24 protein-coding genes and 1 tRNA gene are annotated in these 25,459 nt (G+C 66.2%); 3 read left to right on the top strand and 22 right to left on the bottom strand.

What is annotated here, in order from left to right:
* Positions 1-12: 12 nt before the first annotated feature.
* From ACN9M4_RS10445 to ACN9M4_RS10385, 13 genes are all read right to left on the bottom strand, one after another.
* Positions 13-363, bottom strand: a complete 351-nt coding sequence (locus ACN9M4_RS10445) for a hypothetical protein (protein WP_426297604.1) — start codon at positions 361-363, stop codon at positions 13-15.
* A gap of 19 nt (positions 364-382) precedes the next feature.
* Positions 383-2,374 (bottom strand): helix-turn-helix transcriptional regulator, encoded by a 1,992-nt coding sequence (locus ACN9M4_RS10440; protein ID WP_426297602.1) that lies wholly within the window; start codon positions 2,372-2,374, stop codon positions 383-385.
* Positions 2,375-2,469: 95 nt separating this feature from the next.
* The gene (locus tag ACN9M4_RS10435) at positions 2,470-2,865 is read right to left on the bottom strand and encodes an FKBP-type peptidyl-prolyl cis-trans isomerase (RefSeq protein WP_426297600.1); all 396 of its coding nucleotides are present in this window, start codon (positions 2,863-2,865) and stop codon (positions 2,470-2,472) included.
* 50 nt (positions 2,866-2,915) lie between these two features.
* The gene (locus ACN9M4_RS10430) at positions 2,916-3,860 is read right to left on the bottom strand and encodes an FKBP-type peptidyl-prolyl cis-trans isomerase (protein WP_426297598.1); all 945 of its coding nucleotides are present in this window, start codon (positions 3,858-3,860) and stop codon (positions 2,916-2,918) included.
* 109 nt (positions 3,861-3,969) lie between these two features.
* The gene (pafA, locus tag ACN9M4_RS10425; RefSeq protein WP_426297596.1) at positions 3,970-5,334 is read right to left on the bottom strand and encodes a Pup--protein ligase; all 1,365 of its coding nucleotides are present in this window, start codon (positions 5,332-5,334) and stop codon (positions 3,970-3,972) included.
* A gap of 1 nt (position 5,335) precedes the next feature.
* A complete protein-coding gene (prcA, locus tag ACN9M4_RS10420; protein ID WP_426297594.1) occupies positions 5,336-6,043 on the bottom strand; it encodes a proteasome subunit alpha in 708 nt (235 codons plus the stop codon).
* Between the two features lies 1 nt (position 6,044).
* Positions 6,045-6,854, bottom strand: coding sequence for a proteasome subunit beta (gene prcB / locus ACN9M4_RS10415; protein WP_426297592.1), 810 nt, complete (start codon positions 6,852-6,854; stop codon positions 6,045-6,047).
* Positions 6,855-6,921: 67 nt separating this feature from the next.
* Complete coding sequence (locus ACN9M4_RS10410) at positions 6,922-7,125, bottom strand: ubiquitin-like protein Pup (protein ID WP_426297590.1); 204 nt, start codon at positions 7,123-7,125, stop codon at positions 6,922-6,924.
* A gap of 146 nt (positions 7,126-7,271) precedes the next feature.
* Positions 7,272-8,888, bottom strand: coding sequence for a depupylase/deamidase Dop (dop, locus tag ACN9M4_RS10405; RefSeq protein ID WP_426303445.1), 1,617 nt, complete (start codon positions 8,886-8,888; stop codon positions 7,272-7,274).
* A 50-nt stretch (positions 8,889-8,938) separates the two neighbouring features.
* On the bottom strand, positions 8,939-10,744 hold the full coding sequence (arc, locus tag ACN9M4_RS10400) for a proteasome ATPase (protein WP_426297588.1): 1,806 nt from the start codon (positions 10,742-10,744) through the stop codon (positions 8,939-8,941).
* A gap of 99 nt (positions 10,745-10,843) precedes the next feature.
* A complete protein-coding gene (locus ACN9M4_RS10395) occupies positions 10,844-11,902 on the bottom strand; it encodes a tRNA (adenine-N1)-methyltransferase (RefSeq protein WP_426297586.1) in 1,059 nt (352 codons plus the stop codon).
* Positions 11,903-12,008: 106 nt separating this feature from the next.
* Positions 12,009-13,172: a site-2 protease family protein gene (locus ACN9M4_RS10390; RefSeq protein WP_426297584.1), complete on the bottom strand. Its 1,164-nt coding sequence runs from the start codon at positions 13,170-13,172 to the stop codon at positions 12,009-12,011.
* Positions 13,173-13,898, bottom strand: a complete 726-nt coding sequence (locus ACN9M4_RS10385; protein WP_426297582.1) for an HAD family hydrolase — start codon at positions 13,896-13,898, stop codon at positions 13,173-13,175.
* A gap of 142 nt (positions 13,899-14,040) precedes the next feature.
* Here ACN9M4_RS10385 and ACN9M4_RS10380 point away from each other — a divergent pair, with 142 nt between their 5' ends.
* The gene (locus ACN9M4_RS10380; RefSeq protein WP_426297580.1) at positions 14,041-14,946 is read left to right on the top strand and encodes a PAC2 family protein; all 906 of its coding nucleotides are present in this window, start codon (positions 14,041-14,043) and stop codon (positions 14,944-14,946) included.
* A gap of 51 nt (positions 14,947-14,997) precedes the next feature.
* On the opposite strand, the gene mshC is transcribed toward ACN9M4_RS10380, so the two are convergent.
* Entirely contained in the window at positions 14,998-16,278 is a 1,281-nt protein-coding gene (gene mshC / locus ACN9M4_RS10375) for a cysteine--1-D-myo-inosityl 2-amino-2-deoxy-alpha-D-glucopyranoside ligase (protein ID WP_426297578.1), read from the bottom strand.
* A 16-nt stretch (positions 16,279-16,294) separates the two neighbouring features.
* Positions 16,295-17,128 (bottom strand): undecaprenyl-diphosphate phosphatase, encoded by an 834-nt coding sequence (locus ACN9M4_RS10370; RefSeq protein ID WP_426297576.1) that lies wholly within the window; start codon positions 17,126-17,128, stop codon positions 16,295-16,297.
* Between the two features lie 51 nt (positions 17,129-17,179).
* Here ACN9M4_RS10370 and ACN9M4_RS10365 point away from each other — a divergent pair, with 51 nt between their 5' ends.
* Positions 17,180-18,109, top strand: a complete 930-nt coding sequence (locus ACN9M4_RS10365; protein ID WP_426297574.1) for an aldo/keto reductase — start codon at positions 17,180-17,182, stop codon at positions 18,107-18,109.
* Between the two features lie 38 nt (positions 18,110-18,147).
* Here the strand turns inward: ACN9M4_RS10365 and ACN9M4_RS10360 are convergent, their stop codons facing one another.
* Positions 18,148-18,417 carry a hypothetical protein gene (locus ACN9M4_RS10360; RefSeq protein WP_426297572.1) on the bottom strand — a complete coding sequence of 90 codons (270 nt, stop codon included), beginning with the start codon at positions 18,415-18,417 and terminating at the stop codon, positions 18,148-18,150.
* 39 nt (positions 18,418-18,456) lie between these two features.
* Between ACN9M4_RS10360 and ACN9M4_RS10355 the strand changes: the two genes are divergently transcribed.
* Entirely contained in the window at positions 18,457-18,690 is a 234-nt protein-coding gene (locus ACN9M4_RS10355; RefSeq protein WP_426297570.1) for a DUF5703 family protein, read from the top strand.
* A gap of 15 nt (positions 18,691-18,705) precedes the next feature.
* On the opposite strand, the gene ACN9M4_RS10350 is transcribed toward ACN9M4_RS10355, so the two are convergent.
* From ACN9M4_RS10350 to ACN9M4_RS10325, 6 genes are all read right to left on the bottom strand, one after another.
* Positions 18,706-19,866, bottom strand: a complete 1,161-nt coding sequence (locus ACN9M4_RS10350; protein WP_426297568.1) for an acyl-CoA dehydrogenase family protein — start codon at positions 19,864-19,866, stop codon at positions 18,706-18,708.
* Between the two features lie 9 nt (positions 19,867-19,875).
* Complete coding sequence (locus ACN9M4_RS10345) at positions 19,876-21,180, bottom strand: M20/M25/M40 family metallo-hydrolase (RefSeq protein WP_426297566.1); 1,305 nt, start codon at positions 21,178-21,180, stop codon at positions 19,876-19,878.
* A 295-nt stretch (positions 21,181-21,475) separates the two neighbouring features.
* Positions 21,476-21,558: transfer RNA gene (locus tag ACN9M4_RS10340), tRNA-Leu, on the bottom strand.
* A gap of 206 nt (positions 21,559-21,764) precedes the next feature.
* On the bottom strand, positions 21,765-22,700 hold the full coding sequence (locus tag ACN9M4_RS10335; protein WP_426297564.1) for a MaoC family dehydratase: 936 nt from the start codon (positions 22,698-22,700) through the stop codon (positions 21,765-21,767).
* Entirely contained in the window at positions 22,697-24,052 is a 1,356-nt protein-coding gene (locus ACN9M4_RS10330) for a 3-oxoacyl-ACP reductase (RefSeq protein ID WP_426297562.1), read from the bottom strand. The genes ACN9M4_RS10335 and ACN9M4_RS10330 overlap by 4 nt, the downstream gene beginning before the upstream one ends.
* Positions 24,049-25,434, bottom strand: a complete 1,386-nt coding sequence (locus ACN9M4_RS10325; protein WP_426297560.1) for an acetyl-CoA C-acetyltransferase — start codon at positions 25,432-25,434, stop codon at positions 24,049-24,051. The genes ACN9M4_RS10330 and ACN9M4_RS10325 overlap by 4 nt, the downstream gene beginning before the upstream one ends.
* Positions 25,435-25,459: the final 25 nt, after the last annotated feature.

Genomic DNA, 25,459 nt, shown 5'->3' with positions numbered 1-25,459 from the left:
TACATCCTACGTCTAACTTAATTCGATGTCGTGCAGAGACTGGGGTTGGCCCCGTTCCGCTTTGCGCTTAACACGCCTCTGCCGACGCAACTCCCGGCGGGAGGCCTTGGCCGCGAAGTAATCATGACGCATCTGTTCCGGTGAGGCAAAAACGGCGGAACCGGGCACTGGACGCCGCGTACCGCCGTCGTCCTCCGGGGCTTCCGGGGCCGCCGGCAGGTGCCCGAGCCTGGCGCCCGCAGCGGTAAGTTCGCGCAAAGTTGCCATGACTTTCCGGAACAGGCCGATGCCAAGCAGCAGGTAACAAAGCAGCGAGACCGCAATCAACGCCACCCAGAGCAGGATCCATGACCACCAAGGCATATTAAGAGTCTAGCCAGCCTCAGGCTCGGTACTGTCCGAGGGCGGCCCTGACCCATGCCGCCGAGCTTTCAGCCAGGACGGCGGGCTCCAGGATACGGGCGGCGCCGCCGTGTTGGGCGATGAACATCGGCAGCCAGTCGACGCTTCCGAAACGGACCTCCGCGAGCAGGCCGCCGTCGGGCAGTTCAGCAGTGCGTTCAGCGTAGTAGTCATCGGCCAAGTGCGCCCCTTGCCCGCTCAACTGCAGGACAACCACGACGTCGTCGTCGCTCGGCGTGTAGAGCTTCACTGGAACGGAAGTCTCGGCACTGGCCGGAGTGGACACCGTGTTGCCGTTCGGCACGAGCTCCTCGATGCGGTCCAGGCGGAAATTCCTTACCGCGGCCTTGCTGTGGCAGTACGCCTCGAAGTACCAGGTGTTGTCCTGCGAATACAGGCGCAGCGGATCCACGTCCCGTTCCGAGACGGCGTCCCGCTGCGGCGAGAAATACCGGAGCGCGAGCTGCCTGCCATCCTTGATGGCAGCAGTGACCGTTTCGAAGAATCCAGCCTCTGCGGCTTCCACCGGTGGAGCCGCGAAGGACGCTGCCACCCGCCCGGCCTCCCCCGCAGCACCGGCGAGCTTGACAGTGACCGATTCCAAGGCGCTGGCCTGCTCATCACCCGACAGACCGGCCTGGGCCGGAAGGTTGCCGAGCGTGGCCAGGCCGGTCAGCAGTGCGGATGCCTCTTCCTCGCTGAAGCGCACCGGCCGGTTCAGCTCGAGGTGTTCGTGGATGTAGACGTGCTCGTCTTCCCAGTCGATGTCGAAAAGGTCATCCGGATAGCCTTCGGGCAGGCCGGAGCAGATGAGGATCTGGAGGTCCGCGATGAGTTCCTTTCGGCTGATCCCGAAACGGTCGGCCACTTCCTGGATGGGGAGGCCCTGGTTGTGGACCAGGAAAGGGACCAGCTGCAGCATGCGGCTCAGCTGGTCCTCCGACGTCCTCTTGCGCGCACGGCTGGATGCGGCGGGGAATTCCACCGGGAGGGCGGGGCGGGAAATGGCCGCTTCCGCGGCTTCCAGGCGGCGTACGACGGCGGTGCGCAGCTCCGCGGGCTCGACGACCCTTACGTGCGGGCCGTAGGAGGCGAGCTCCTCGGCGAAAAGTTCGCTGTCGCGGAACGGCACCGCGAGCACATCCTGGCCACTTTGCGCGGGTGTGCGCCCCGGAACCGGGACGGAACGCTTGCGCAATCCGAGGAGCCTGCCGGCTGCAACCTCGAGGATCGCGTCCTGCTGCGGCAGCTCGGCCAGGCCGTCCAGCTCCTTCCGTGCGTCGAAACCGGCGGGCAGCTCGTAGCTGTCCCTCGTCTCAAGCTGCACCGCCGTGGTCATCCGGGACAGCCGGAAGAAGCGTTTCGCTCCGCGCGCCCGGTCGAATCCGACGAGGTACCACTGACCGAAGCGGCTGCCGAGGCCCCAAGGTTCCACCCGCCGTCGTTCTTCAAGGCCTGTGCTCGCAGCCCGGTATCCGAAGCTGACCGGATGCCGCGCGTTCAAGGCGTTCACGATCGCTTCGAAGGACGGCCCGGCGGGCTTGATCCGCGGCTGGACGCCAGCCGGAAGCTCCACTTCGCCAAGGTCCCCGGATGCCTGGAGCTTGCGCAGGGCGCTGGCCGCGGCACCGCCGAGGGCTGAGCGTTCCCACAGCATCGCCGCAAGGACCAGGACCGTACCTTCGGCGGGCGTCAGATGGACGTCCGGCAGGCGGTTGGATTCCTTGCCGATCCGGTAGCGGGTGGTGGCCGGATCGTCTGCGGAGAGGCCGGCCTCGGCGATCGTCTCTATCTCGAATCCGAAGCTGCGCAGCTCCGTCTTGTCCCGCTCGAACATGCGTCCGAAGGCCGCGTCATTGCTGTCGTCGTCGTGGTAGACCTTCTCCCGCAGGACGGCGCGCGAGAGGCCGTACTTCGTGTTCAGGAGCGCAAGAAGCAGGTTGAGGAGGCGTTCGGTACGTGATGCGGACACGGATGCAACGTTACTAAAGTCCCGGGGTTAACGAAGAAGGCGGGTCAACTGCCGGACGATGCCTGCAGCTGACCCGCCTTCCGGGTGCTTCGCGTCTAGCGGACAGCGAGCAGGTCCACGACGAAGATCAGTGCTTCGTTGGGCTTGATCGCTGCACCGGCGCCACGGGAGCCGTAGGCGAGCTCGGAGGGGATCTCGAGGCGGCGACGGCCGCCGACCCTCATCCCGAGCAGGCCCTGGTCCCAGCCCTGGATGACCTGGCCGACGCCGACGCGGAAGTCGAGCGGGGCGCCGCGGTTCCAGGAAGCGTCGAATTCCTCGCCGGTGGACCAGGCCACGCCGACGTAATGGGTGGAAACGGTGTCTCCGGGCTTGGCCTCGGCGCCGTCGCCGACAATCAGGTCGGTGATGACCAGCTCGGCGGGGACGTCGCCTTCCGGGAAGTCGATTTCAGGCTTGGTGCGGTCGTAGTCGCGCTGTCCGAATGACATGGTGCTCCTCAATATGTGCTTGGAGTGGTGGGGTTTGTTTGCTGTGTTGGCTACTTGACGCCGAGGATGTCGACGACGAAGACGAGGTCACCCTTGGCCTCGCCCTGCCCGGCGTCACCGTAGGCGAGGTTCTTGGGGATGACCAGGAGGACCCGGGAACCGACGGTCTTGCCGGCCAGGCCCTGGGTCCAGCCCTTGATGACATTGCTGAGCGGGAAAGTGGCTACGCCCTTGTGCCCGAAGCTGTCCTCGAAACTGGAGTCGAACTTCTTGCCGCCCACCAGGTTCACGCCGACGTAGTTGACGGTGAGGGTGTCGCTGGCCTTGACCACGGCCCCCTTGCCCTTGATGAGGTCCTGGGCGATGAGGGACTTGGGTGCCTTGACCCCGTCGACCGAGATTTCCGGGACGCCCGCGTCGTTGACCTTCACCGACGGCAGTCCGGCCGGAGGAGTGACGGTGTCGCCTTCGGGCTTGTCGAGGACCTTCGGTGCGTCCTTTGCGGAGATGAGCTTGAAGACGACCAACTGGCTCGCCCCGGCGGCCTTGCCTTCGCTGGCGGCCTTGCCCGGCGCGGCGAAAGCGATCTGCGAACCGACCTTCGCGCCGACGACGACGTTGTAGATCAGGGAGCTGCCCTGCTTGAGCTGGTCGTTGAGTTCGATCGGCTGCGCACCGGAAGCGTAGGTGTCTTCCAGGGTCTTGCCGGTCTTGCCGTCGACGGCCACGTAGGACATTTCGACGATCTGGCCTGCTTTGATGCGGTCGCCCTTGCCCTCGGTGACTTCCTTCACCGTGGGTTCAGCGACTTCCAGCGGCTTGGGGAACTCCAGCCCCGGCGCCTTCTGGTCGCCGTTGTCGGAAATCTTCAAGGAATCGAACTTGGCCACATCGCCGGCAGACTGGCTGCTCGGTTCCGGAGCCGCAGGGGTACCGCCTCCGCAGGCAGTGAGCAGCAAAAGGCCAGGGATCAGTATTGCAAGGAGTCGGCGCACAAGTTGAACTTTCGTCGGGGCTCAAGGACACGTGCCGGGGCTGGGCCTAGGCACGCATGAGTTGACCTGGAAAATGGCCAAGTTCCAGAGTAGCGGCAAAAGCTGGGAGTCAGCTCATTGAATCCAGCAGTGCGTCCACGCGCTCATCGACGCTGCGGAAAGGGTCCTTGCACAGGATCGTCTGGTGGGCGCGGTCATTGAGTTTCAGGTGCACCCAGTCCACGGTGTAGTCGCGGCCCAGTTCCTGCGCCCGCCGGACGAAGTCTCCCCGCAGCTTTGCCCGGGTGCTCTGCGGCGGCATGTCCACGGCATCCTTGATGTCCGTCTCCGCCAGGAGCCGCCTTGCGGCTCCGCGGGATTGGAGCAGGTAGAACAGCCCGCGCTGCCTGGAGATGTCGTGGTAGGTCAGGTCGAGCTGGGCGATCCGTGGCGAATCCAGGCCCAGGCCGTGCCGTTCCATGTATGCGTCCATCAGTTTCTTCTTGATGGCCCAGTCGACCTCGGTGTCGATGGCGCTGGTGTTGCCGCTTTCAATGGCGTCGAGCGTACGTCCCCAAAGGTCGAGGATCAGGGGTACATGCGGGTTGTGGGCGCCATTGGCCTCCACGAATTCGGTGACTTTGTCGAGGTATTCGCGCTGGATTTCCAAAGCGGTCAACTGGCGGCCGTTGGCCAGCCGGACCAGGGCCTTCCCGCTGAGGTCGTGGGAGATCTCGCGGATGCTGCGGATGGGGTTCTCCATGCGCATGTCCCGCATGATCACCCCGGCTTCGATCATCCGAAGCAGCAGGTCGACGGTGCCGACCTTCAACAGGGCGGTGGTCTCTGACATGTTGGAGTCGCCCACGATGACGTGGAGCCGGCGGAAGAACTCGGCATCGGCGTGCGGCTCATCCCGGGTGTTGATGATCGGCCGGGAACGGGTGGTCGCGGAAGAGACACCTTCCCAGATGTGGTCCGCCCGCTGGGAGAAGGCGAAGGTGGCCCCGTGCGGGGTTTTCAGGACCTTGCCGGCACCGGCGATCAGTTGCCGGGTCACCAGGAACGGGATGAGGATCTCTGCGAGCCGGGAGAATTCGCCGCGCCGCGGGATGAGGTAGTTCTCGTGGCTGCCGTAGGAGTTCCCTGCAGAGTCGGTGTTGTTCTTGAACAGGTACACGGTGCCGTTGAACCCTTCGGCGGCGAGCCTGCTCTGGGCCTCGTCGACGAGGTCGTCGAGGATCAGTTCGCCGGCCCGGTCATGGGCGATCAACTGGGCCAGGTCGTCGCATTCGGCCGTGGCATATTCGGGGTGGGAACCGACGTCGAGGTAGAGGCGGGACCCGTTGGTGAGGAAGACGTTGGAGGACCGGCCCCAGCTGACCACCTTGCGGAACAGGTACCGGGCAACCTCCTCCGGCGCGAGTGGCCGTGAATCGGGGCTCGAGTAGGAGATCCCGAACTCGGTTTCGATTCCGAAAATCCTCTTGTCCATGTCAGGCCTCCCCTTCCAGCGAGCGAACAATTTCTTCGGCGGACAGCCGTCGGAAAGCACGGCGTGAGCCGCGGCTGCTTTCGGAGCCGCGGTCGAGCACCGCAGCCTCCACGGCCGTTCCGGGCAGGGCGTCCGCATCCTTGTCGGCGGCCAATGCGCGGACCGCGAGCCGGAGCGCACCGGCCAGGCTGAGCTCGGGGCTCCACCCGGCTTCAAGAGCTTCGGAGACCTGCTCTGCCAGGCCCCCCATGGCCACGAAGCCGTTGACGTCGGCGATCGAGCCGTCGAAGGTCAGCCGGTACAGGTGGTCGGAGGCCTGGTCCCGGCCCACTTCTGCCACCGCGAGTTCCACCTCGAAGGGTTTCTGTTCGGCGGTGAACACCGCACCGAGGCTTTGCGCATAGACACTTGCGAGGCCGCGCGCGGTGACGTCCTCGCGGTCGTAGGAGTAACCGCGGACGTCCGCATAGCGCACTCCGGCCTGGCGCAGGCTCTCGAATTCGTTGTACTTGCCGACCGCTGCGAAGGCGATCTTGTCGTAGATTTCCCCGAGCTTGTGCAGGGACGGGGAGGGGTTTTCGGCCACGAGGGCGATCCCGTCGGCGCAGCTGATCACGACGACGGAGCGGCCCCGGGCAATTCCCTTGCGTGCGAAATCCGCGCGGTCCTTCATCAGCTGCTCGGGCGAAACGTAGAACTGCTGGGTCATGTCAGGCCTCCCTTCCTTCGATCGTGCGCGAGCTTGCGATCCGGCCGGCGATGGCGGCCAGTTCGCGGTCCGGTACCCTGCGGGCGCCTGCACTGTTAACGGTGTACACGACGGGCCAGAGCTGCCGGACCGGATCGGGACCGCCCGTGGCGGAGTCGTCGTCGGCCGCGTCATAGAGGGCCTCGACGGCGACGGAAACCGCCTCGCTCTCGGAAAGGTTGGGGCGCCACAGTTTCTTGAGCGCGCCCCGGGCGAACACCGACCCCGAGCCCACCGAGTGGTGTTCCTGCTCCTCGTAGCGGCCTCCGGTGACGTCATAGGAGAACAGGCGGCCGAGCTGCGCCACCTGGTCGAAGCCGGCAAACAGCGGGACAACCGCCATGCCCTGCATCGCCATGGGCAGGTTGCTGCGGATCATGGCACCGAGGCGGTTGGCCTTGCCGTCCAGGCTGAGCAGGGTGCCTTCGATCTTTTCGTAGTGTTCCAGTTCCACCTGGAAGAGTTTGGTGATGTCGATGGCCAGGCCTGCGGTTCCGGCGATTCCCAACACAGAGTAGCTGTCGGCCGCGAAGACTTTCTCGATGTGCCTGCTGGCGATCACATTGCCCATGGTGGCCCGCCGGTCCCCCGCCATCAGCACACCGCCCGGGTAGGTCAAGGCGACGATGGTGGTGGCGTGGGGTGCCTGCGGAAGCTGTCCGGCGGGGAGCAACTGGCTGCCGGGCAGGAGTTCAGGTCTTGAGCGCTGCAGATACTCGGTGAATGACGACGTTGCCTCGGTGGCCGGGAAGCCGGCCGTTAGCTCCTGCACTGCTGCGCTCCTTCGACGATGACATCCGGGGCCCGGCGTGGGCCGGGCAGTGGTGGGGGCCCTGCCGCTATTGGCCGCCCTTTTGCACGAATGCGCGGACAAATTCCTCGGCGTTGGATTCAAGGACGCCGTCGATTTCGTCCAACAGGTCGTCCACGCCCTGGGTGGCTGCGGATGCCTGGGCTTCCGGTGCGGCCGGGGGCGCCTCGGGTACCTCGTCCTCGACCTCGGTGTCCCGGGACTGCGGCTGTTGTTGTTCCTGGGCTGCCATGACCCTCTCCATTCTCTTTGCCCCTGGGCGGCGGTTCCGGAGTGGAACTGCTGCGGGGACTCCCTGTAATGCCATACTGCCACGGTGCGGGCGGCCGTGCTGCTGTTTTCCCGCAGGCGATTCGCTCCGCGCCGCGGGGTTGGTGTTCAGCCCCGCGGGGCCGGTGGCGGGCCGAGCAATTCGCCGAGGAATGCTTCGGCCGTGCCGTGCTTCCGGAACAGTGCGCCGGTCAGCGACTCCGTGCCCCGAAGGGGCTCCCGGGTGGGCACCCGCTGCAGTTTCCCGATGCCGGGGACGTCGAAGATGACCGAGTCCCAGCTGGCTCCGACCACCTGCTTGCCGAACGTCGAAACGCACCTTCCGCGGAAGTATGCCCGGGTGTCCGAGGGCGGTTCGACGGCGGCACGGGCGATCGCGCCGTCGTCCACCAAGCGCTGCATCCGCTCCCGGGCGAGCATCCGGTAGTACAGCCCCTTCTCGGGCCGGATGTCAGACCATTGGAGGTCCACGAGGCCCAGCCGCGCGTCGGACCATTCGAGCCCGTCGCGCCGGCGGTACCCCTCGAGCAGGGCCAGCTTCGCGAGCCATTCCACCGAGGAGGCGGCGGCCGGCGGATTGGAGCCGAGCAGGGTGAGGACCGACTCCCATTGCTCCAGCACGCCCCGGGTGTGTCCATCGCCGCTGACCGCGTCGGAGACACCGGTTTCCTGGGCGAGCTTGGCCGCGGCTTCGTAGTAGATCCACTGGATGTCCAGCGCGGTCACCCGGCGGCCGTCCAGCAGGCGGAGCGTGGCGCTGAGCGAGGTGTCATGGCTGACTTCCTGCAGCCCTGCCACCGGTTCATGGAGTTCGATCCTCGGAGCCTGGCCGGCCTCGATCAGGCTCAGCACCATGGCGGTAGTGCCGAACTTGAGGTAGTTGGAAACCTGGCTCAGGTTCGCGTCGCCGATGATGACGTGCAGCCGCCGGTACTTGTCCGCTGTGGCGTGTGGTTCGTCCCGGGTATTGATGATCGGCCGGCGGATGGTGGTCTCGAGCCCGACTTCGGCTTCGAAGAAGTCCGCCCGCTGGCTGATCTGGTATCCGGGCCGGGATCCGTCCTGGCCCAGACCCACTCGTCCCGCGCCGCAGATGACCTGCCGCGTGACGAAGAAGGGAGTGAGGCCGCGGACTATATCCCCGAAAGGAACCGAACGGGGCATGAGGTAGTTCTCATGGGATCCGTAGGAGACGGACTTGTTGTCGGTGTTGTTCTTGTAGAGATTGATGGACGGCAGCTCCGGGTCGGCCGCGAGCTTCCGGACGGCTGCGAGGGCCACCAGGTCGCCGGCGGCGTCCCAGGTGACGGCCGCGAGCGGGTTGGTTACCTCCGGGCTCGAGTATTCCGGGTGGGCGTGGTCCACATAGAGGCGCGCGCCGTTGCCGAGGACCATGTTCATCAGCAGGGAGCCGGCCTCGTCCGAACCGTCGGCTTCCAGTTCCTGCCGGCCGTAGGCGAGGGCCACTGCTTCGGCGTCGAGCACCGGAGGCTGGTCAGTCAGCTGGCTGGGGTCAGCCGCACTGCGCTCCAGGGTCCAGCCGCGGGCGTCATGCAGCGGCTCCTCGTCCGTGTAGTCCCAGCGGGTCTCCGCTCCCCCGGCGGTCCGCTGCCTGGTGAGCTGGGCGTAGGCCTGGATGACCCGCGCGGACATCATGGTGGCGTTGGCGCCCGGGGCGGAGGGGGCGTGGATGCCGTATTCCGTTTCCGAGCCCATCACGCGCATGGCTCCGCCGGCCGGCAGTTCGCTGCCCGGCAGCGCCTCGCGTCCCGGGGTCACAGGTACTGGCCGGTGTTCGGGGTCGTCTCGATCGACTTCCCGGGCTCCTGGCCGGCCTTGCCCTGGACGATGGTGCGGATGTAGGTGATGCGCTCACCCTTCTTGCCGGAAATGCGTGCCCAGTCGTCCGGGTTGGTGGTGTTGGGCATGTCCTCGTGCTCACGGAATTCGTCTACGACGGCGCGGAGCAGATGGTCGATCCTCAGGCCCTTTTGCTTGGTGGTGAGCAGGTCCTTGATGGCATACTTCTTGGCCCGGTCCACGACGTTCTGGATCACGGCACCGGAGTTGAAGTCCTTGAAGTACAGCATCTCGGTGTCGCCGTTGGCGTAGGTCACTTCGAGGTATTCGTTGGACTTCTCGGTGGAGTACATCGCCTCGACCGTGCGCTGGATCATCGCGTCGACCGTGGACTGCACATCGCCTTGGTGCTCGGCGAGGTCGTTCGGGTGGAACGGCAGATCCGTGGTGATGTACTTGGCGAAGATGTCCGCGGCGGCTTCAGCGTCCGGGCGCTGGATCTTGACTTTCACGTCAAGGCGGCCGGGCCGGAGGATTGCGGGGTCGATCATGTCTTCGCGGTTCGACGCACCGATCACGATCACGTTCTCCAGCCGCTCCACGCCGTCGATCTCGCTCAGCAGCTGAGGCACGATGGTGGTTTCGACGTCGGAAGACACGCCGGTGCCGCGCGTACGGAACAGCGAGTCCATTTCGTCGAAGAAGACCACCACTGGGCTGCCGTCGGAAGCCTTCTCCCGGGCCCTGGCGAAAATCAGGCGGATGTGGCGTTCGGTCTCACCGACGTACTTGTCCAGCAGTTCCGGGCCCTTGATGTTGAGGAAGTAGCTCTTCAGGTCCGTGTTGCCTGCCCGCTCGCCGGCCCGGGCGGCCAGGGAGTTCGCGACCGCTTTGGCGATCAGGGTCTTGCCGCAGCCCGGAGGCCCGTACAGGAGGATGCCCTTGGGCGCTTTGAGTCCGTGCTCGCGGTAGAGGTCCGGGTGCAGGAATGGAAGCTCGATGGCATCGCGGATCTGCTCGATCTGCGGGCCCAGGCCGCCGATGTCTTCGTAGGTGATGTCCGGGACTTCTTCCAGGACCAGGTTCTCGACTTCCGCGCGGGGCACTTTCTCCAGGACGTAGCCCGTGCGCGAATCCAGGGACAGTGCGTCACCGACGCGCAGCGGTTGCCTCTGCAGGGCCCCGGAGAGCCGGACCACGCGTTCCTCGTCGGCGCGGCCGACCACGAGGGCGCGGTCATGGCCGAGCATCTCCTTCAGGGTCACCAGTTCGCCGGCACGTTCGTAGCCGAGCGCCATGACCACCAGCAGTGCCTCGTTCAGCAGTACTTCCTGGCCCACTGCCAGTTGGTTGACGTTGACCAGCGGGCTGATACCGACGCGCATTTTCCGGCCGGCGTTGAAAATGTCCACGGATTCTTCCGTGGCCGCCTGTCCCGCGTTGCCGGCGGTGGACTGGCGGCGCGGATTGATCTGCAAGATGGTGCCGAAGCTGTAGGGCGGCTGGCCGTCCTGCTCCAAAGCGCTCTTGAGCCGGACGATTTCGGCCTTGGCCGTCTCCAGCATCGTGACGAGCTTGCTGTTGTTCTGGGTGGCTGCCGCGAGTTGCCGGTCGATGTGCCGGAGCTTGTCGCGAAGGATGTTGATCTGCCGCTCGGCGACTGTCAGCTCGCCTTCGCCCTGCTTCGGTCCAACGGCGGACAAGCCGCGTTCCACCGTCCCTTCCGCCTTTGCGGAGGACTCTTCCGGTGTCAGTCCGAAATCGTTGTTCGTGGTATCCACGAAGCATCAGCCCCTTCCTGCGTCTATAGATAGACCTTAGCCCTCAAAAGGCCCGGGAATGCTCTGACATCCGGAATGCGGACCAGTTTGTGATCTTCGCTAGCCGTCCACGCCAGGGGTGTCCATGACGTTCGTGCCCGCGATGGCGTCGCGGGCAGCGCGGCGGAGTTTCTTGTCCGAAACCGCACGTTCTCCTACCGCGCCGGGGGTCCAGGCGTTCAGGTCCTCTTCGCTGAATTCGGTCTTGGAGGGCCGGCGCTTCGTGGAAATGCCGGTGACGCCGGCGGCGAGGCGGCGAGTGACCAGGAGGAATCCCGTGTGTGCCACCATCCGGTGGTCCGGCCGCACGGCCAGGCCTTCCAGGTGCCAGCCGCGGACCATGGACTCCCAGGCGTCGGGTTCGGTGAAACGTCCGTCAGCCCTGATCGCCTCTGCGGTGCGGGAAAGCTGCGTGACCGTGGCAACGTAGTTGATCCAGACGCCGCCGGGAGCCAGCACCGTGGCGACGGCGTCGAGGCATTCCCAAGGGGCGAGCATGTCCAGCACCACGCGGTCCACCGAGCCGGGCTCCTCGCTGCGGACCACTTCTTCCTGGAAGTCGCCCAGCGAGATCTTCCAGGCCGGGTGCGGGCCGCCGAAGATGGTTTCGACGTTGCCGCGGGCAATATCGGCGAATTCCTGGCGGCGTTCAAAGGAATGCAGGTAGCCGGCGTCACCCACGGCGCGCAGCAGTGAAATCGAGAGGGCGCCGGAACCCACGCCGGCTTCCACCACGCGGGCGCCGGGGAAGATGTCCGCCATGGTGACGATCTGCCCGGCATCCTTCGGGTAGACCACGGCTGCGCCGCGGGGCATCGAAAGCACGAAGTCCGACAGCAGCGGGCGCAGGGTCTGGTACTGCTGGCCGATGTTGTTGGAGACCACCGAGCCGTCCACCTTGCCGATGATTTCGTCGTGGTTCAGGAAGCCGCGGTGCGTATGGAAGGCGCCGCCCACCTCGAGGGTGATGGTGTTCATGCGGCCGCGTTCATCCGTGAGCTGGACACGCTCGCCCACCCGGAACGGTCCGCGCCGGCGCGCCGCCCCCGTCGCCTGGCTTGCCGAAGTGTCCGCGCCGGTCTCCACAGTGTTGTTGTTGACGGCGGTTTCCCTGCTCATGGATGTGTTCCTCGCTTTTGTAAGGCTGGGCCGTGGAGCGTCGCCGCGGAGTGCGGCAGATGTCCGGATCAATTCATGGCCGGCAGGTAACTCTACCGGGAAGGTGCTAAGCGCGCCCGCTCCGGCGGGGATCTTTACCTGTAATGGCGCTCACGACGGCCTGCTGCCGCAGCAGCCCGGTCACTGTGCCGGAGTCGTCCACCACGGCGTATTCGCCGCCGTCCAGGCGGGCCAGGTACTGGATGAGCTCCTGGCCTCCGGCATTCCAGGGAACGTAAGCGCCCGGTGCCAGGGCTGCGGCGACGGCGCTGACCGGCGTCGCCGCTTGTTGTGCGGGCGGTACTGCCAGCGCTGAGGAGGGAATCACCCACGCCTTGGGGCGGCCGTCCGGATCCTGCACGACGACGGCGGGCCGGCCTTCCGGGGACAGGCGCAGCGCGTCTGCGACGCTGGCTGTGTCCGGGACCCCGACGGCGCGTTCGGCCAGGGCGCCGGCGTTGACGAAACGGAGGCGGCTGCGCATGGTGGCATGTTTGATCGCTGCCGAGGCGCCGATCCAGAGGAAGCCGCAGACCAGGACAGCGATGACTGTCCGGGCGAAGTCCACCCTCTCGCCGCGCAGCCAGGGCACCACAATGAACAATGCAAGCAGGACGACGACGATGCCGCGGCCGGTCCAGCCAGCGGCGATAGTGCCCTTCTCCTGGCTCCCGGTGGCTTTCCAAACGAGGGACTCCACCAGGCGCCCGCCGTCCAGCGGCAGCCCGGGGAGCACGTTGAAGATGCCGATCAGGAAGTTCACCCACATCCCGCTGTTAAGCAGCGTTTCGGCCACCCCTGAGAAGACATGGGCCTCCACCAGCGGCCAGGCGGCGCCGGCAAGCACGAAGTTGGCCGCCGGCCCTGCAAGCGCAACGATGACCGAACGGCCGGGCGACGCCGTGAAGCTTTCGAACTGGGTGTGACCGCCCCATAGGTTCAGCACAATCCTGTCCGTGGGCCAGCCGAACAGGCGGGCACTGAACGCGTGGGCCAGCTCGTGCACCAGGACCGACACCGCCAGCAGCACTGCGTAGGCGAAGGCGACCAGATAGGCGGCCACTCCCAGGCCCGATGCGGCTGCCAACGGGGGCCCGTTGGTGATCACGATGAAGAGCGCAATGGCGAACCAGGAATAGGCAAGGTACACCGGGATGCCGGCGATCCTGCCGAGCCGTATGCCATCTTTGCGTCCACCGTGGGCACCATGGCCCGCAGCGCCGCTGGCCACCTAGTTTGCTCCTTCAAGAAGAACGCCGGCGCCCGCCAGGCGTGCGCGGTCGGCGACTAGCTGTTCGAGTTCGGCGACGGTGCGGCCGGCGAGTGTGCTCCAGGTGGTGCGGCCGGCGTCTTCGGGCAGCGGCATCTGGTGTGGGATCCCCACCGTCACGACACCGGAGGCCAGGGCCGCCGCAACGCCGGGAATTGAATCCTCGAGGGCGACGCAATGGTCGACGGTCAGTTCAGGGTCGGAGAGGCGCAGGCGTTCGACCGCGGTGAGGTACGCCTCGGGGTGGGGCTTGCCTTGGCTGACGGAGTCCCCGGTGACCATGAATTCGAAGTAGGGCTTGGGGAGGCTTGCCACAACCTCGTGTGCCAAGGGTCCCTCGGACATCGTCACGAGGGCGCAGCGCACGCCGGCGCCGTGCAGTTCCTCAAGGAGTTCACGGGCGCCCGGCCGCCACGGGACTTCGACCCTGATGCGCTCGATGACCTGGGCGCTGAGGGTGTCGATGATGTCCCGCTTTTCCATCCGTACCCCGGCCTCCTGAAGGATGCCCGCGGAGTGCGTCAAGGACTGGCCTACAAGCTGCATGGCCTGTTCATGGGACCACCTCCCGCCGTGGGCTTCAACGAGCGCGTGTTCAGCGGCGATCCAGTAGGGTTCGGTGTCCACCAGGGTGCCATCCATGTCCCAGAGGGCGGCTTTCAAGCGGGGCTGGGGGGCGGCATGCATATGGTCAAGTCTACGTGCACGCGGGGCTGGCCCCGGCCACCGCCCCCGGGAAGGGGCAGGGCGGCCGCGGAACGGAAAAGCCCCGGGCGCAGCGGCGTGTGATGCCATGCACAGCCGGGGTGCTTCGACGTAGGGTGAGGGAATGAACAGTTTGGACGGAGCCCGCGACGGACAGGACGCCCCCCGCGAAGCCGAGCACCTTTTGCAGACAGCGCAGGAGGGTAGAAGGACCACCGTGATGCTTGCCGCTTTCGAAGGCTGGAATGATGCCGGCGAAGCGGCCAGCGACGCGCTGCGCTACCTGAACAAGCTGTGGCAGGGCAAGAAGGTGGCCACTGTGGATGCCGACGACTACTACGACTTCCAGTTCACCCGTCCGACGGTGCGCCGCACCGCCGCGGGAGAGCGCCGGGTGAAGTGGCCCTCCACGCGCCTGTACCGGGCAAGCGTCCCGGACAGCAACGTTGATGTGGTGGTGGTGCTCGGCACGGAACCTTCCTACCGGTGGCGTGCCTACACCACGGAACTCCTTGTCCACGCCGAGGCCCTCAAGGTGGACTATGTGGTGCTCCTTGGCGCGCTGCTTGCGGACGTTCCGCACAGCCGGCCCATTCCGGTGAGCACCACCACGGAGGACAACTCCTTGAGGCAGAGGCTGAACCTTGAAGCCAGCCAGTACGAGGGGCCGGTGGGCATCGTGGGAGTACTGGCGGAGTTCGCGATGCTGGCGGGCCTTCCCACTGTCTCCCTCTGGGCTGCGGTTCCGCATTACGTGTCCCAGGCGCCGTCCCCGAAGGCCCAGCTGGCGATCCTGCACAAGGTGGAGGACCTGCTGCAGCTGCCGTTGGACACCCAGTCCCTGGCGGAGGACGCCGAGGCCTGGGAACGCGGCGTCAACGAACTCGCCACGGACGATCCGGAAATCGCCGCGTACGTCCGGCAACTGGAGGAGGCCAAGGACACCGCGGACCTGCCGGAGGCAACGGGCGAATCCATCGCGCGGGAGTTCGAGCGCTACCTCAAGCGCCGCGGAAAGGGAAAGTCCTAGGCAGCAGAATCCCCGCCCGGTTCCTGCCGGGCGGGGATTCTCTGTGAACCTCTAGAGTTCGACGCCGAGCAGGGCGTCGACGGCGTCCGAGAACAGTGCGGCGTCCACTTGCGACGCTTCCGGGGTGCCGGCGTCGAGGGCGGCCTTTGCCCATTCGTCGACGGCGGCCAGTGCGCCTGGTGCGTTGAGGTCATCGGCAAGTTCACTGCGCACCCGGCCAAGCAGCGCGGCGACGGTCCCGGCGGGCGCGGCATCGCGGGCGGCGCGCCAGATCGCGAGCCGTTCCTTCGCCGCCTCGAAGCCTTCCGCGGTCCATGACCAGTCGGCGCGGTAGTGGTTTGCAAGGATCGCCAGCCGGATTGCCGGAGCTTCTTCCCCGGCAGCGCGCAGCTTGGACACGAGCACGAGGTTGCCGAGCGACTTGCTCATCTTCTCGCCGTCGAGCCCCACCATTCCGGCGTGCGCGTAGTGCCGTGCCAGCGGAACCCCGCCGATCGACCAGGCATGGCCGGCTCCCATTTCATGGTGCGGGAATACCAAGTCGGATCCGCCGCCCTGCACGGTGAAGGGTGCGGGCAGGTATTCGCGGGCGATGACCGTGCACTCGATGTGCCATCCGGGACGGCCCTCCCCCAGGCTAGCGCCGGGCCAGCTCGGCTCGCCGTCGCGGGCCACGCGCCACAGCAGCGGGTCGAGGACGTTCCGCTTGCCGGCACGTGCGGGGTCGCCGCCGCGTTCGGCGAACAGCGGCAGCATGTCCGCCTCGCTCAGTCCGGAGACGTCGCCAAGCCGCCACGCGTCCTCGCTGTCCGAACGCTTTCCGGCCTCGTCGACGTCGTAGTAGACATCGCCGTCGGGCTCGCCGCCGGTGCCGTCCACCCGGTACGCCAGGCCGTCCGCGAGCAGTTTTTCAATGGCGGGCACGATCAGCGGGATGGCCTCGACCGCGCCGACATAGTTGTCAGGGGCGAGGACGTTCAGTGCTGTCATGTCGGCGTGGAACAGTTCGATCTGGCTGGCGGCAAGTTCGCGCCAATCCACCCCGGTCGCATTGGCGCGTTCCAGCAGCGGATCGTCGATGTCGGTGACGTTCTGCACGTAGGCGACGCGCTGGCCGCCGTCGCGCCAGGCACGGTTCAGAAGGTCGAACGCCACATAACTTGAGGCATGGCCCATGTGCGTGGCGTCATAGGGCGTAATGCCGCAGACATACAGGGATTGCTCCGCCCGGAGCGGGATGTCCACGACGGCATCCTTGGCAGTGTCGAAGAGCCGCAGCTGGGGCATGGTGCCGGGAAGCTCGGGTACTGGGCGGGAAGTCCACGATTTCACAGCCTCAACGATAGTGCTAGGCGCTGATGACATTGAAACCGAGCAGCAGGTAGAGGGCAAGGCCGAGGAGGATCCGGTACCAGACAAACAGCCGGTAGCTGCGGGTCGAGACGTACTTCAGGAACCAGCCGATGATCACGTAGCCCACCCCGAAGGCGATCACGGTGGCGAGGGCGGTCTCGGGCAGGCCGTAGGGCCCTGTGATTCCGTCCTTGCTGAGCACTTTGTACAGCTGGTAGAGCCCGCTGCCGAAAACGGCCGGGATTGCCAGCAGGAAGGAATAGCGGGCCGCGGCTTCGCGGGTGTAGCCCATGAGCAGGCCGGCCGTGATGGTGCCGCCGGAGCGGGAAACACCCGGGACCAGGGCCAGCGCCTGGGCGAAGCCATAAAGGATGCCGTGCTTGTAGCTGAGATGGGTGAGGTCGCGTTTCTGCTTGCCCGTTGCGTCCGCCACCGCGAGGATCATGCCGAAGACGATCAGCATGGTGGCCACGATCCACATGCTGCGGAAGACCGATTCGATTTGGTCTTGGAAGAGCAGGCCCAGGACGATGATCGGCAGGCTGCCGAGGATCACAAGCCAGCCCATGCGGGCGTCGGGATCATTCCTGCCTACCTTGCCACCCAGCGAGCCAACCCACGCCCGGACGATCCGGACGATGTCGCGCCAGAAAAACACGACGACGGCGGTCTCGGTACCCAGCTGGGTAATCGCCGTGAACGCTGCGCCGGGATCGGCTGCATTGGGCAGGAAAGCGCCGACGATCCGCAGATGTGCGCTCGAGGAAATCGGCAGGAATTCGGTGAGCCCCTGCACCAGGCCGAGGAAGGCTGCTTCTATCCAGTTCACGTGAATAGACCCTACGTCATGATGTCCCTGAAGTGCCCGTAAGCTAGCACCATGCAGCAGCGTTATGTCGGCAACAGCGGCCTGAGGGCCTCGGTTCTTTCCCTGGGCACCATGTCCTGGGGGCAGGAGACCGATGAGCAGGATGCAATGGAATTGCTCCATGCTTTTGTCGACGCCGGAGGCACCCTGGTGGACACCGCGGCATCCTATTCCGGAGGCGAAGCCGAGGCGATCCTCGGGTCCATGCTTGGCGACGTGGTTGCGCGCTCCGAGCTGGTCATTTCGAGCAAGGCGGGCGCCTGGAGCCAGGATGGCCGGCAGAGGGTGGACGCCTCGCGCGGTGCGATGCTCTCTGCGCTGGACGCCAGCCTGGCTCGACTGGGAACTGATTACCTCGATATCTGGTTCGTCCAGTGCTGGGACGCCAACGTTCCCCTGGACGAGACCCTGTCCGCCCTGGAACTTGCGCTGCGCAGCGGGCGCGCACGCTACGTCGGCATCTCGAACTTCAACGGCTGGCAGAGTGCCAAGGCCGCAGCCGTCGCGGGGTTCCCGATCGTGGCAAACCAGTCGGAGTACTCCCTCCTGAACCGCAGCCCGGAAGCTGAGCTGCTGCCCGCCGTCGAAGATGCCGGTCTCGGGCTCATGGCCTGGGCCCCGCTGGGCCGAGGCGTGCTGAGCGGAAAGTACCGGGGGCAGGTCCCGGCCGGGTCCCGCGCGGCCGGCGACCGGCTGGCCGGCTATGTAGGCAAGTACCTCGAAGCCCGGGAGTCCCGGGTGGTCGAGGCCGTGCACATGGCAGCAAAGGGTTTGGGCCGGTCTGCCCTTGACGTTTCATTGGCATGGTTGCTGAACCGGCCGGCGGTGGCGACCGCTGTGGTAGGGCCGCGGAATGCGGTGCAACTGAAGGAACTCCTCGATGCCAAGCCCGCGCCGCTTCCGAGCGAAATCGCACGGGCGCTGGAAGACGTATCCGCCTAGCGGCGCCTGCCTAACGCTGGAGTTCTGTTGGACCAGTTCTACTGGTCGAGGATTTCGAGCTCGTCCTCGTCGAGCAGTTCGCCGTCCTCGTCGTCGCTTTCGTCCTCTTCATCGAACACCTGCAATGGCGTGACTTCCGCGTATGCCTCGTACAGGGCGTCCTCGTAGACTTCAAAGGCGTCCGCGACGGCAAAGAACGCCGCTTCGACGGTAGGATCACCTTCACCCCGGCGGGCGGAAGCGGCGACGAGATGCTCCTCCAAAGCAGCTGTCAGTGACTGAAGCGCGACACGCGGATCGATGCTCATGACTTCACGTTAGCCCGAAAACGACGAAAATGGAGAGGGATGAGGGAACAAATTCTAGGCAGTTCCATCGAACGCCAAAGGGACAACGCAAGGCAGTACGAGTACCTGGTACTGACGGTGGCGCCTGACGATTCCCTGCCGGATGCCCGGCGCCGGCTCGTCGAACATTCCGAGTACGGCAAGTGGGAACTCGAGCGCAGTGTGCTCTATATGGGCGGCGGCCGACGTTTCTGGATGCGCCGCAAAGTGTTTTCCGTCCAGCGCACGGTCTGAGGCCGCTGCCCTGAATCAGCGCTCCAGCGGCCCCAGCCAGGCATTGGCCACGGTGTTGTGCGCCGACTCATCGTTGGACGGGTGGAAGATGCCGGCCAGCACGTCCCTGTAGAGGCGTTCGAGTTCCGCTCCCCTGAAGTAGCTGGCGCCACCGGAGACCCGGATGGCGGTGTCCACCACAGCGCGGGCGGTTTCCGTGGCGCGCAGCTTCAGGCCCACGAGCTTGGCGAACCAAAAGCCTCCATGGTCCGCCCCGCCGTCCACGTCTCGGGCGAGTCCTGCCAGCTGGGCCTGTACGGAGTCCAGCGCCATGGCGGCGTCCGCGATCTTCCAGCGGATGTCCGGGTCCTGGGCGAAGCTCCGCCCGCCGTATTTGGCCGAGGTACGGCGTTTGACGGCTTCCAGGGCCAGTTCAAAGGCCCGCTCGGCAATACCCGTGTAGACGGCGGCGAGGAGCGTCTCGAAGCACGCGAAGACGGCGAAAATCAGGGGATCCTGATTGGGTCCGGGCGGAAGCTTCCGGAAGATCCGTTCCGAAGGGACCACGGCTCCCTCGAGCAGTGTCGAATTGGACTGGCTGGCACGCATGCCCAGGGTGTCCCAGTCCCCTGCCGTGGAATGGCCCGCAGCCTGCCGGTCCAGGAAACCGAAGACGAGTTCCCCTGCGCCCCCGCGGGCGGTACCGTCCTTGCCGAAAGTTCCCAGGCGGGTCCATACCGGGGAAAGGCTCGTGAAGATCTTGCGTCCGGTGAAGCTGTAGCCGCCGTTCGGCAACCGAGCCGCGACGGTTCCGGAATCGAAGAGCATGGAATCGTTGCCGGCTTCGGAGATCGCGAACGCGAACACTTCTCCCTCCCCCGCTTCCTTCAACACAAAGGAAAGGGAGCCGTCACCCATGTTCTCCAGAACGCGGGCGACGCCGGTCCACACCAGGTGCATGTTCACCCCAAGCGCGGTTGCGGGCGCCGCCCCGGCGAGCCGACGCTGCAGGGCGGCGACCTCCGCAAGCCCGAGGCCGCGGCCGCCGTCGGACTCCGGAACGAAGAGCTTCAGGTACCCGGCATCGGCGAGTTCCCGGAAGTCCTCATGGAAGAAGGAATTGTCCCGGTCATAGCCTGCGGCCCTGTCCCGGATCCGCTCCAGCAGTTCGTACGGCAGGATGTCCTCGGGGGTCACGGCAGGCTCCTAGTAGTTGCTCAGAAGCCTGTTCAGCACCCGGGTGCCGAACTTCAGTGATTCGGCCGGCACGCGCTCGTCCACGCCGTGGAACATCCCGGTGAAGTCGAGTTCGTCCGGGAGCATCAGGGGGGCGAAGCCATAGCCGGTGATGCCGATCTTGCTCAGGGACTTGTTGTCGGTGCCGCCGGAGAGCGTGTAGGGAAGGACCTTGGCGCCCGGGTCCTCGGAGTGCAGGGCATCAATCATGGAGTCCACAAGGTTGCCGGCGAAAGGCACTTCAAGGGAGACATCCTTGTTGACATAGCTGACTTCTACGCCCTCGCCTGCCAGTTCCTTGATGGTCTGGAAAACGAGTTCCTGCTGTCCCGGCAGCGTGCGGCAATCCACGAGGGCCTCCGCAGACTCGGGGATCACGTTGTGCTTGTAGCCCGAGCGCAGCAGCGTGGGGTTGGAGGTGTTCTGCAGAGTGGCGCCCACGAAGCGGGCAACCGTGCCGAGTTCCTTCAGGAGCAGTTCGGGGTTGTCGGGGTCGAATTCGACGCCGGTCAGTTCGGTGACGCCGTCCAGGAACTGCCGTGTGGTGGGCGTGAGTTCGATCGGCCACTGGTACCCGCCGATCCTGGTGACGGCCCCGGCAAGCCGGGTGATGGCGTTGTCCGTGTTGATCTGGGAGCCGTGGCCTGCCCGGCCGTGCGCCACGAGGCGGAGCCAGGAGATGCCCTTCTCCGCGGTCTGCAGCAGGTAGGTGCGCTTGCCGCCGATGGTCGCGGAGAAGCCGCCGACCTCGGAGATCGCTTCGGTGGCGCCGTCGAACAGTTCGCGGCGGTGCTCGACGGCGTAGCGCGCCCCGTAGGTGCCGCCGGCTTCCTCGTCGGCAAAGAAGGCGAAGACGATGTCGCGCTTGGGCTTGCGGCCGCTACGGGCGAAGTCGCGCATGACCGACAGGATCATGGCGTCCATGTCCTTCATGTCCACCGCGCCGCGGCCCCAGATCAGGCCGTCCTTGAGTTCGCCGCTGAAGGGGTCCACCGACCACTGGTCCTTGAGTGCCGGAACGACGTCGAGGTGGCCGTGGACCACCAGGGCGTCCGCCGAAGGATCCTCTCCGGCCATCCTGGTCACGACGCTCGCCCGTCCGGGGGCAGACTCGAAGATTTCGACGTCGAGGCCCACTTCGCTGATCAGCCCGGCGGTGTACTCCGCGGCGGCCCGCTCGCCCGGGCCCGAGTCGTCGCCGAAATTTGAGGAATCTATCCGGATGAGTTCCTGGCAGATCCGGACAACTTCGTCTTCGGGGCGGATCTCAGACATGGAACTCTCCTAGCTGGGTTCGGTGCACATTCGGCTCTCACCGCGCAGCATCGCAGGCGCGGCACTCCCCCAGCCTACCCACCCGGGACCGGGTGCGGAGCCCGCAGGGCCGGCGATTCCCGGCCGGCGGCGCACCCCGCCGCCCGCTGTAGAACTCCCGTGGGCCTTCTTCGGGGAAATAGCTCCGAGGCAGGCGGGCTATTGAGATGCGCATCACATTCGCTGTGATCTGAAAGAATTCGTAATTAAACAATCGAGGCCCGAATTCGTGAATTGAATTCGGGCCTCGCATTTGTGCGCGGAGGGGGACTTGAACCCCCACCCCCTTTCGAGGACTAGCACCTCAAGCTAGCGCGTCTGCCATTCCGCCACCCGCGCAGGTGGTGTCCGGAGCATCGTCCACGCCTTCCGGCGCTTTACTTTCCTCCGAAGCAGCGAGAAAAACTCTAACACGGTTCCCGGGGATTTTAAAATCGGGTGGCGGGCGGACCGTGTCCGGAAAATTCGGTAACCGGCGGCGGGTTTCGGCAGCGGCTGCACCGGGCAAGGGCCGGTCACCGCCGTACGCGAAGGAAGCAGCCGGCCTAATCCAAGGCAGCCACCGATCCCTTGAAGTGGCGGCGGCCGCTGCGTGGGTTCCACCCGGTGAAATCCGAGTGGGACCAGTGCCCTCCGGCATCGCGGGACGTGCCGATCTCCAGGGAAACACGGGCCGGGAGGAACACCGGAGCCTCAAAAGCAACCTCCCAGGCAAAGGCTTCACTCCTGGCCGGCCCCACTTCGGCCAGTGCCCGTGAGGCAAGGTACATGCCGTGGGCGATCGAGCGCTTCAGCCCCAGTGCCTTGGCTGAAAGCACGCTCAGGTGGATCGGGTTGAAGTCGCCCGAAACGCCCGCATAGTTCCGCCCGGCATCGACACCGAGAGTCCACAGCGCAGTCGGGTCGGGCGGGCTGAACGGAGTTTCGGTCCCGGGTCCCTGAACGCCGTTTTTGTCTACGCCCGGAAGGAAGAAGCCTTTGGCGAGGTAGCTGGACACTCCCTTCCAGAGGAGGTCGCCGCCGACGTCCCGGACTTCGGCCACGAGGTCAACCTGGGTCCCTGCCCGGTGCCCGCGCAGGTTCTCCGCCCACGCCACGATCTCCAGGGACTCCGAAAAGTGCACGGCACGGTATTGTTCCACCCTGTTCCGCAGATGGATCATGCCCAGGAGCGGGAGCGGGAAGTCGTCCCGGTTGAGCACGCTCATCGCCACCGGGAATGCCAGGGCATGGATGAATCCCGCGGGCAGGAAGTCACCGGCGCTCTCGCCGACCAGGTGCTGGAAAGCCGTCAGCTTTTCGACGTCGGCCGTGACGCCCCGGAGCCCGTGGCGGGCGCCCGGGAGGTCAGTGCCGGGCAGGGCGCCGGAGATCCGGCGCCGGGCCGCCGTCGCCGCGGCGTTGAGGTACAGCATCGAGAGCGAAGGCGCCTCCGGCAAGAACACGGTCCGCCCGCCGCCTCCGCCCGCGTCCGCGCTCATGCGCCCACCAGATTCTGTCCGCAGACCCGCAGCACCTCACCGGAGATCCCGCCGGCCGCATCCGAGGCCAGGAACGCGATGGCCTCGGCGACGTCGCCGGGAGCGCCGCCCTGTTGCAGGGAGTTCAGGCGTCGCGCCACTTCCCGGGTGAGGAACGGGATCCGGGCAGTCATTTCGGTTTCGATGAAACCGGGGGCAACAGCGTTGATCGCGCCGCCGCGGGCTGCCAGCAGGGGCGCGCTGGCGCGCACCATGCCGATCACGCCCGCCTTGGACAGGGCGTAGTTGCTTTGGCCGCGATTGCCGGCGATGCCGCTGGTGGACGCAACTGACACGATCCGCGGCGCCACGGGCAGGGCTGCTGAAGCGAGGACGGCATCGTTGATGCGCAGCTGTGAGGCGATGTTGACGGCGATGACCGAGCGCCAACGTCCTTCGTCCATGTTGGCCAGGAGCTTGTCCCGGGTGATGCCCGCATTGTGGACCAGGATGTCCATGCTTCCGTGCCGTTCCAAGGCATGGTGGATGATCCGCTCCCCGGCATCGGGCACGGTGATGTCCAGTTGAAGGGCCGTTCCCTTCACCGCGTTGGCAACCTCCGCCAAGTGGTCACCCGCCGCCGGAACGTCGACGGCGACAATGGTGGCGCCGTCGCGGTGGAGGGTCCGCGCAATGGCGGCACCGATTCCCCTGGCGGCGCCGGTGACGACCGCGACCTTTCCTGCGAGCGGCTTGTCCGGGTCGCCGGGCTGCCAGCCGGCGGCGGTGGATACGGTGAGGAACTGGCCATCGACGAAGGCGGAGCGGCCCGAGAGGAAGAAGCGCAATGCCCCCAGGGTTCCCGGACTTTGCGGCCCGGCATCCCGGCCCAGCAGGATGCCGTTGGCAGTGGCTCCGTCACGGAGTTCCTTGGCCAATGAGCGCACCATCCCGTCGGTTCCCTGGCGGGCGGCCGCTTCGGCCGGATCCGCTGCGGATTCCGCCGTGCGTGACACGGTGACGACCCTCCCGCCTGGGGCAAGGTCACGCAGCGAGCGGGCGACGGTCAGCACGGGGATTTCAAGGTCCTCCGGCCGCTGGACGTCGTCAAGCACCAGGATGATCGCCCCGAGCTTTTCTTTGGGCAAAGCGTTGCGCCGGACGTCCAGGCCCCAGGAAAGGAGTTCCGCGGCAAGGGCTTCCGCCGCCTGCCCTTGGCCTTCGTCCGGCCTGCCGACGACTAGCGCCGGCCCGGGTACCAGTGGGCTGCCCGCTTTGTACCTGCGCAATTCGACCGGCCGGGGCAGGCCGAGCCTCCCGGCGAGGTCGCGGCCGAATCCATGGCTGACGAATTGCGTGTACTTATCGCTCATGCCTGCTCCCCTTCCGCGGCTGGGTAAGCCTCAAGAATTGCCACCACGCCCTGTCCGCCCGCTGCACAGATGGAGATCAGGCCCCGGGCAGGGCGCCCGTGCACCGTGCCGCGATCGCGCAGCATTCTTGCCAAGGAGGCAACGATGCGGCCGCCGGTTGCGGCGAAGGGGTGGCCGGCGGCGAGCGAGGAGCCGTTGACATTGAGCTTGCTACGGTCGATCGAGCCGAACGCGCCCGGAAGGCCGAGGCGTTCCCGACCGAAGTCCTCGTCTTCCCAGGCGGCCAGGGTGCTGAGCACGGTGCCCGCGAAAGCCTCGTGGATTTCAAAGAAGTCGAAGTCTTCGAGGGTGAGTCCATTGCGGGCCAGCAGCCGCGGCACCGCGAAGGCCGGCGCCATCAGCAGGCCGTCCTTGCCATGGACGAAATCGACGGCGGCGGCCTCTCCGTCTACCACCACGGCCAGCTTGGGCAAGCCCCTGCGGTCCGCCCAATCTTCGCTTCCAAGCAGCACCGTGGCCGCACCGTCGGTGAGCGGTGTGGAGTTGCCCGCCGTCATGGTCGCCTCGGCGCCAAGAGTCTTGCCGAACACAGGCTTCAGGGTGGCGAGCTTCTCCAAGGAGGTGTCGGGTCGAAGGTTCGAATCCCGGTTCAGGCCCCGGTATGGGGTGAGCAGGTCATCGAAGAAGCCGCGATCGTATGCCGCCGCGAGATTGCGATGGCTGTAGTAGGCGAGTTCGTCCTGGGCTTCGCGGGTGATCTTCCACTGCGCGGTGGTGAGTGCCTGGTGTTCGCCCATGGACAGGCCCGTGCGGGGTTCTCCGGTATCCGGGGCATCCGGGATGATGTCCTTGGGACGCAGCCGGGACAGCGCCTTCAGGCGCGCAGGAAGGGTCTTGGCCCGGTTGAGATCTAGCAGCACTTCGCGCAGACCTTCGCTGACGGCGATCGGGGCGTCGGAGGCCGAGTCCACGCCGCCGGCCACTGCGGAATCGATCTGGCCCAGCTTGATCTTGTTGGCCAGCCCGAGCACGGTCTCCAGGCCGGTGGCGCAGGCCTGCTGCAGGTCGTACGCGGGGGTTTCCGCGGACAGCGCCGAACCAAGGACGGCTTCGCGGGTCAGGTTGAAGTCGCGCGAATGCTTCAGTACGGCACCCGCGGCAACTTCACCGAGCCGTTCCTCCTGCAGGCCGAATCGGGCAATCAGTCCGTCAAGTGCTGCGGTGAGCATGTCCTGGTTGGAGGACCTGGTGTACGCACCGCCGCTGCGGGCGAACGGAATCCTGTTGCCGCCGATGACCACCGCCCTGCGGAGGCCCGCTTCGGGCGAATGCTGCCCGCGCTGCGCGTGGCTTTCTTCCGGTGACAGTGCTGCTTCGGGCATCCGTTTGCTCCTTCGCTCGTTCGGG

Origin of the sequence: Arthrobacter sp. R-11, assembly GCF_049913155.1 — a bacterium.
Lineage (GTDB): Bacteria > Actinomycetota > Actinomycetes > Actinomycetales > Micrococcaceae > Arthrobacter.
This window is presented reverse-complemented; position numbering and strand designations above follow the sequence as displayed.

Bases quoted from the DNA above. Each gene is read 5' to 3' on its own strand.
- ACN9M4_RS10325 (WP_426297560.1), bottom strand. From the start codon at position 25,434: ATGCCCGAAGCAGCACTGTCACCGGAAGAAAGCCACGCGCAGCGCGGG.
- ACN9M4_RS10335 (WP_426297564.1), bottom strand. From the start codon at position 22,700: ATGAGCGCGGACGCGGGCGGAGGCGGCGGGCGGACCGTGTTCTTGCCG.
- ACN9M4_RS10410 (WP_426297590.1), bottom strand. From the start codon at position 7,125: ATGGCAGCCCAGGAACAACAACAGCCGCAGTCCCGGGACACCGAGGTC.
- ACN9M4_RS10360 (WP_426297572.1), bottom strand. From the start codon at position 18,417: ATGAGCATCGATCCGCGTGTCGCGCTTCAGTCACTGACAGCTGCTTTG.
- ACN9M4_RS10380 (WP_426297580.1), top strand. From the start codon at position 14,041: ATGAACAGTTTGGACGGAGCCCGCGACGGACAGGACGCCCCCCGCGAA.
- ACN9M4_RS10445 (WP_426297604.1), bottom strand. From the start codon at position 363: ATGCCTTGGTGGTCATGGATCCTGCTCTGGGTGGCGTTGATTGCGGTC.
- ACN9M4_RS10365 (WP_426297574.1), top strand. From the start codon at position 17,180: ATGCAGCAGCGTTATGTCGGCAACAGCGGCCTGAGGGCCTCGGTTCTT.
- dop (WP_426303445.1), bottom strand. From the start codon at position 8,888: ATGCGCGTGATGGGCTCGGAAACGGAATACGGCATCCACGCCCCCTCC.
- ACN9M4_RS10435 (WP_426297600.1), bottom strand. From the start codon at position 2,865: ATGTCATTCGGACAGCGCGACTACGACCGCACCAAGCCTGAAATCGAC.
- prcA (WP_426297594.1), bottom strand. From the start codon at position 6,043: ATGACCCAGCAGTTCTACGTTTCGCCCGAGCAGCTGATGAAGGACCGC.
- ACN9M4_RS10385 (WP_426297582.1), bottom strand. From the start codon at position 13,898: ATGCATGCCGCCCCCCAGCCCCGCTTGAAAGCCGCCCTCTGGGACATG.
- ACN9M4_RS10330 (WP_426297562.1), bottom strand. From the start codon at position 24,052: ATGAGCGATAAGTACACGCAATTCGTCAGCCATGGATTCGGCCGCGAC.
- pafA (WP_426297596.1), bottom strand. From the start codon at position 5,334: ATGGACAAGAGGATTTTCGGAATCGAAACCGAGTTCGGGATCTCCTAC.
- ACN9M4_RS10395 (WP_426297586.1), bottom strand. From the start codon at position 11,902: ATGAGCAGGGAAACCGCCGTCAACAACAACACTGTGGAGACCGGCGCG.
- ACN9M4_RS10355 (WP_426297570.1), top strand. From the start codon at position 18,457: ATGAGGGAACAAATTCTAGGCAGTTCCATCGAACGCCAAAGGGACAAC.
- ACN9M4_RS10345 (WP_426297566.1), bottom strand. From the start codon at position 21,180: ATGTCTGAGATCCGCCCCGAAGACGAAGTTGTCCGGATCTGCCAGGAA.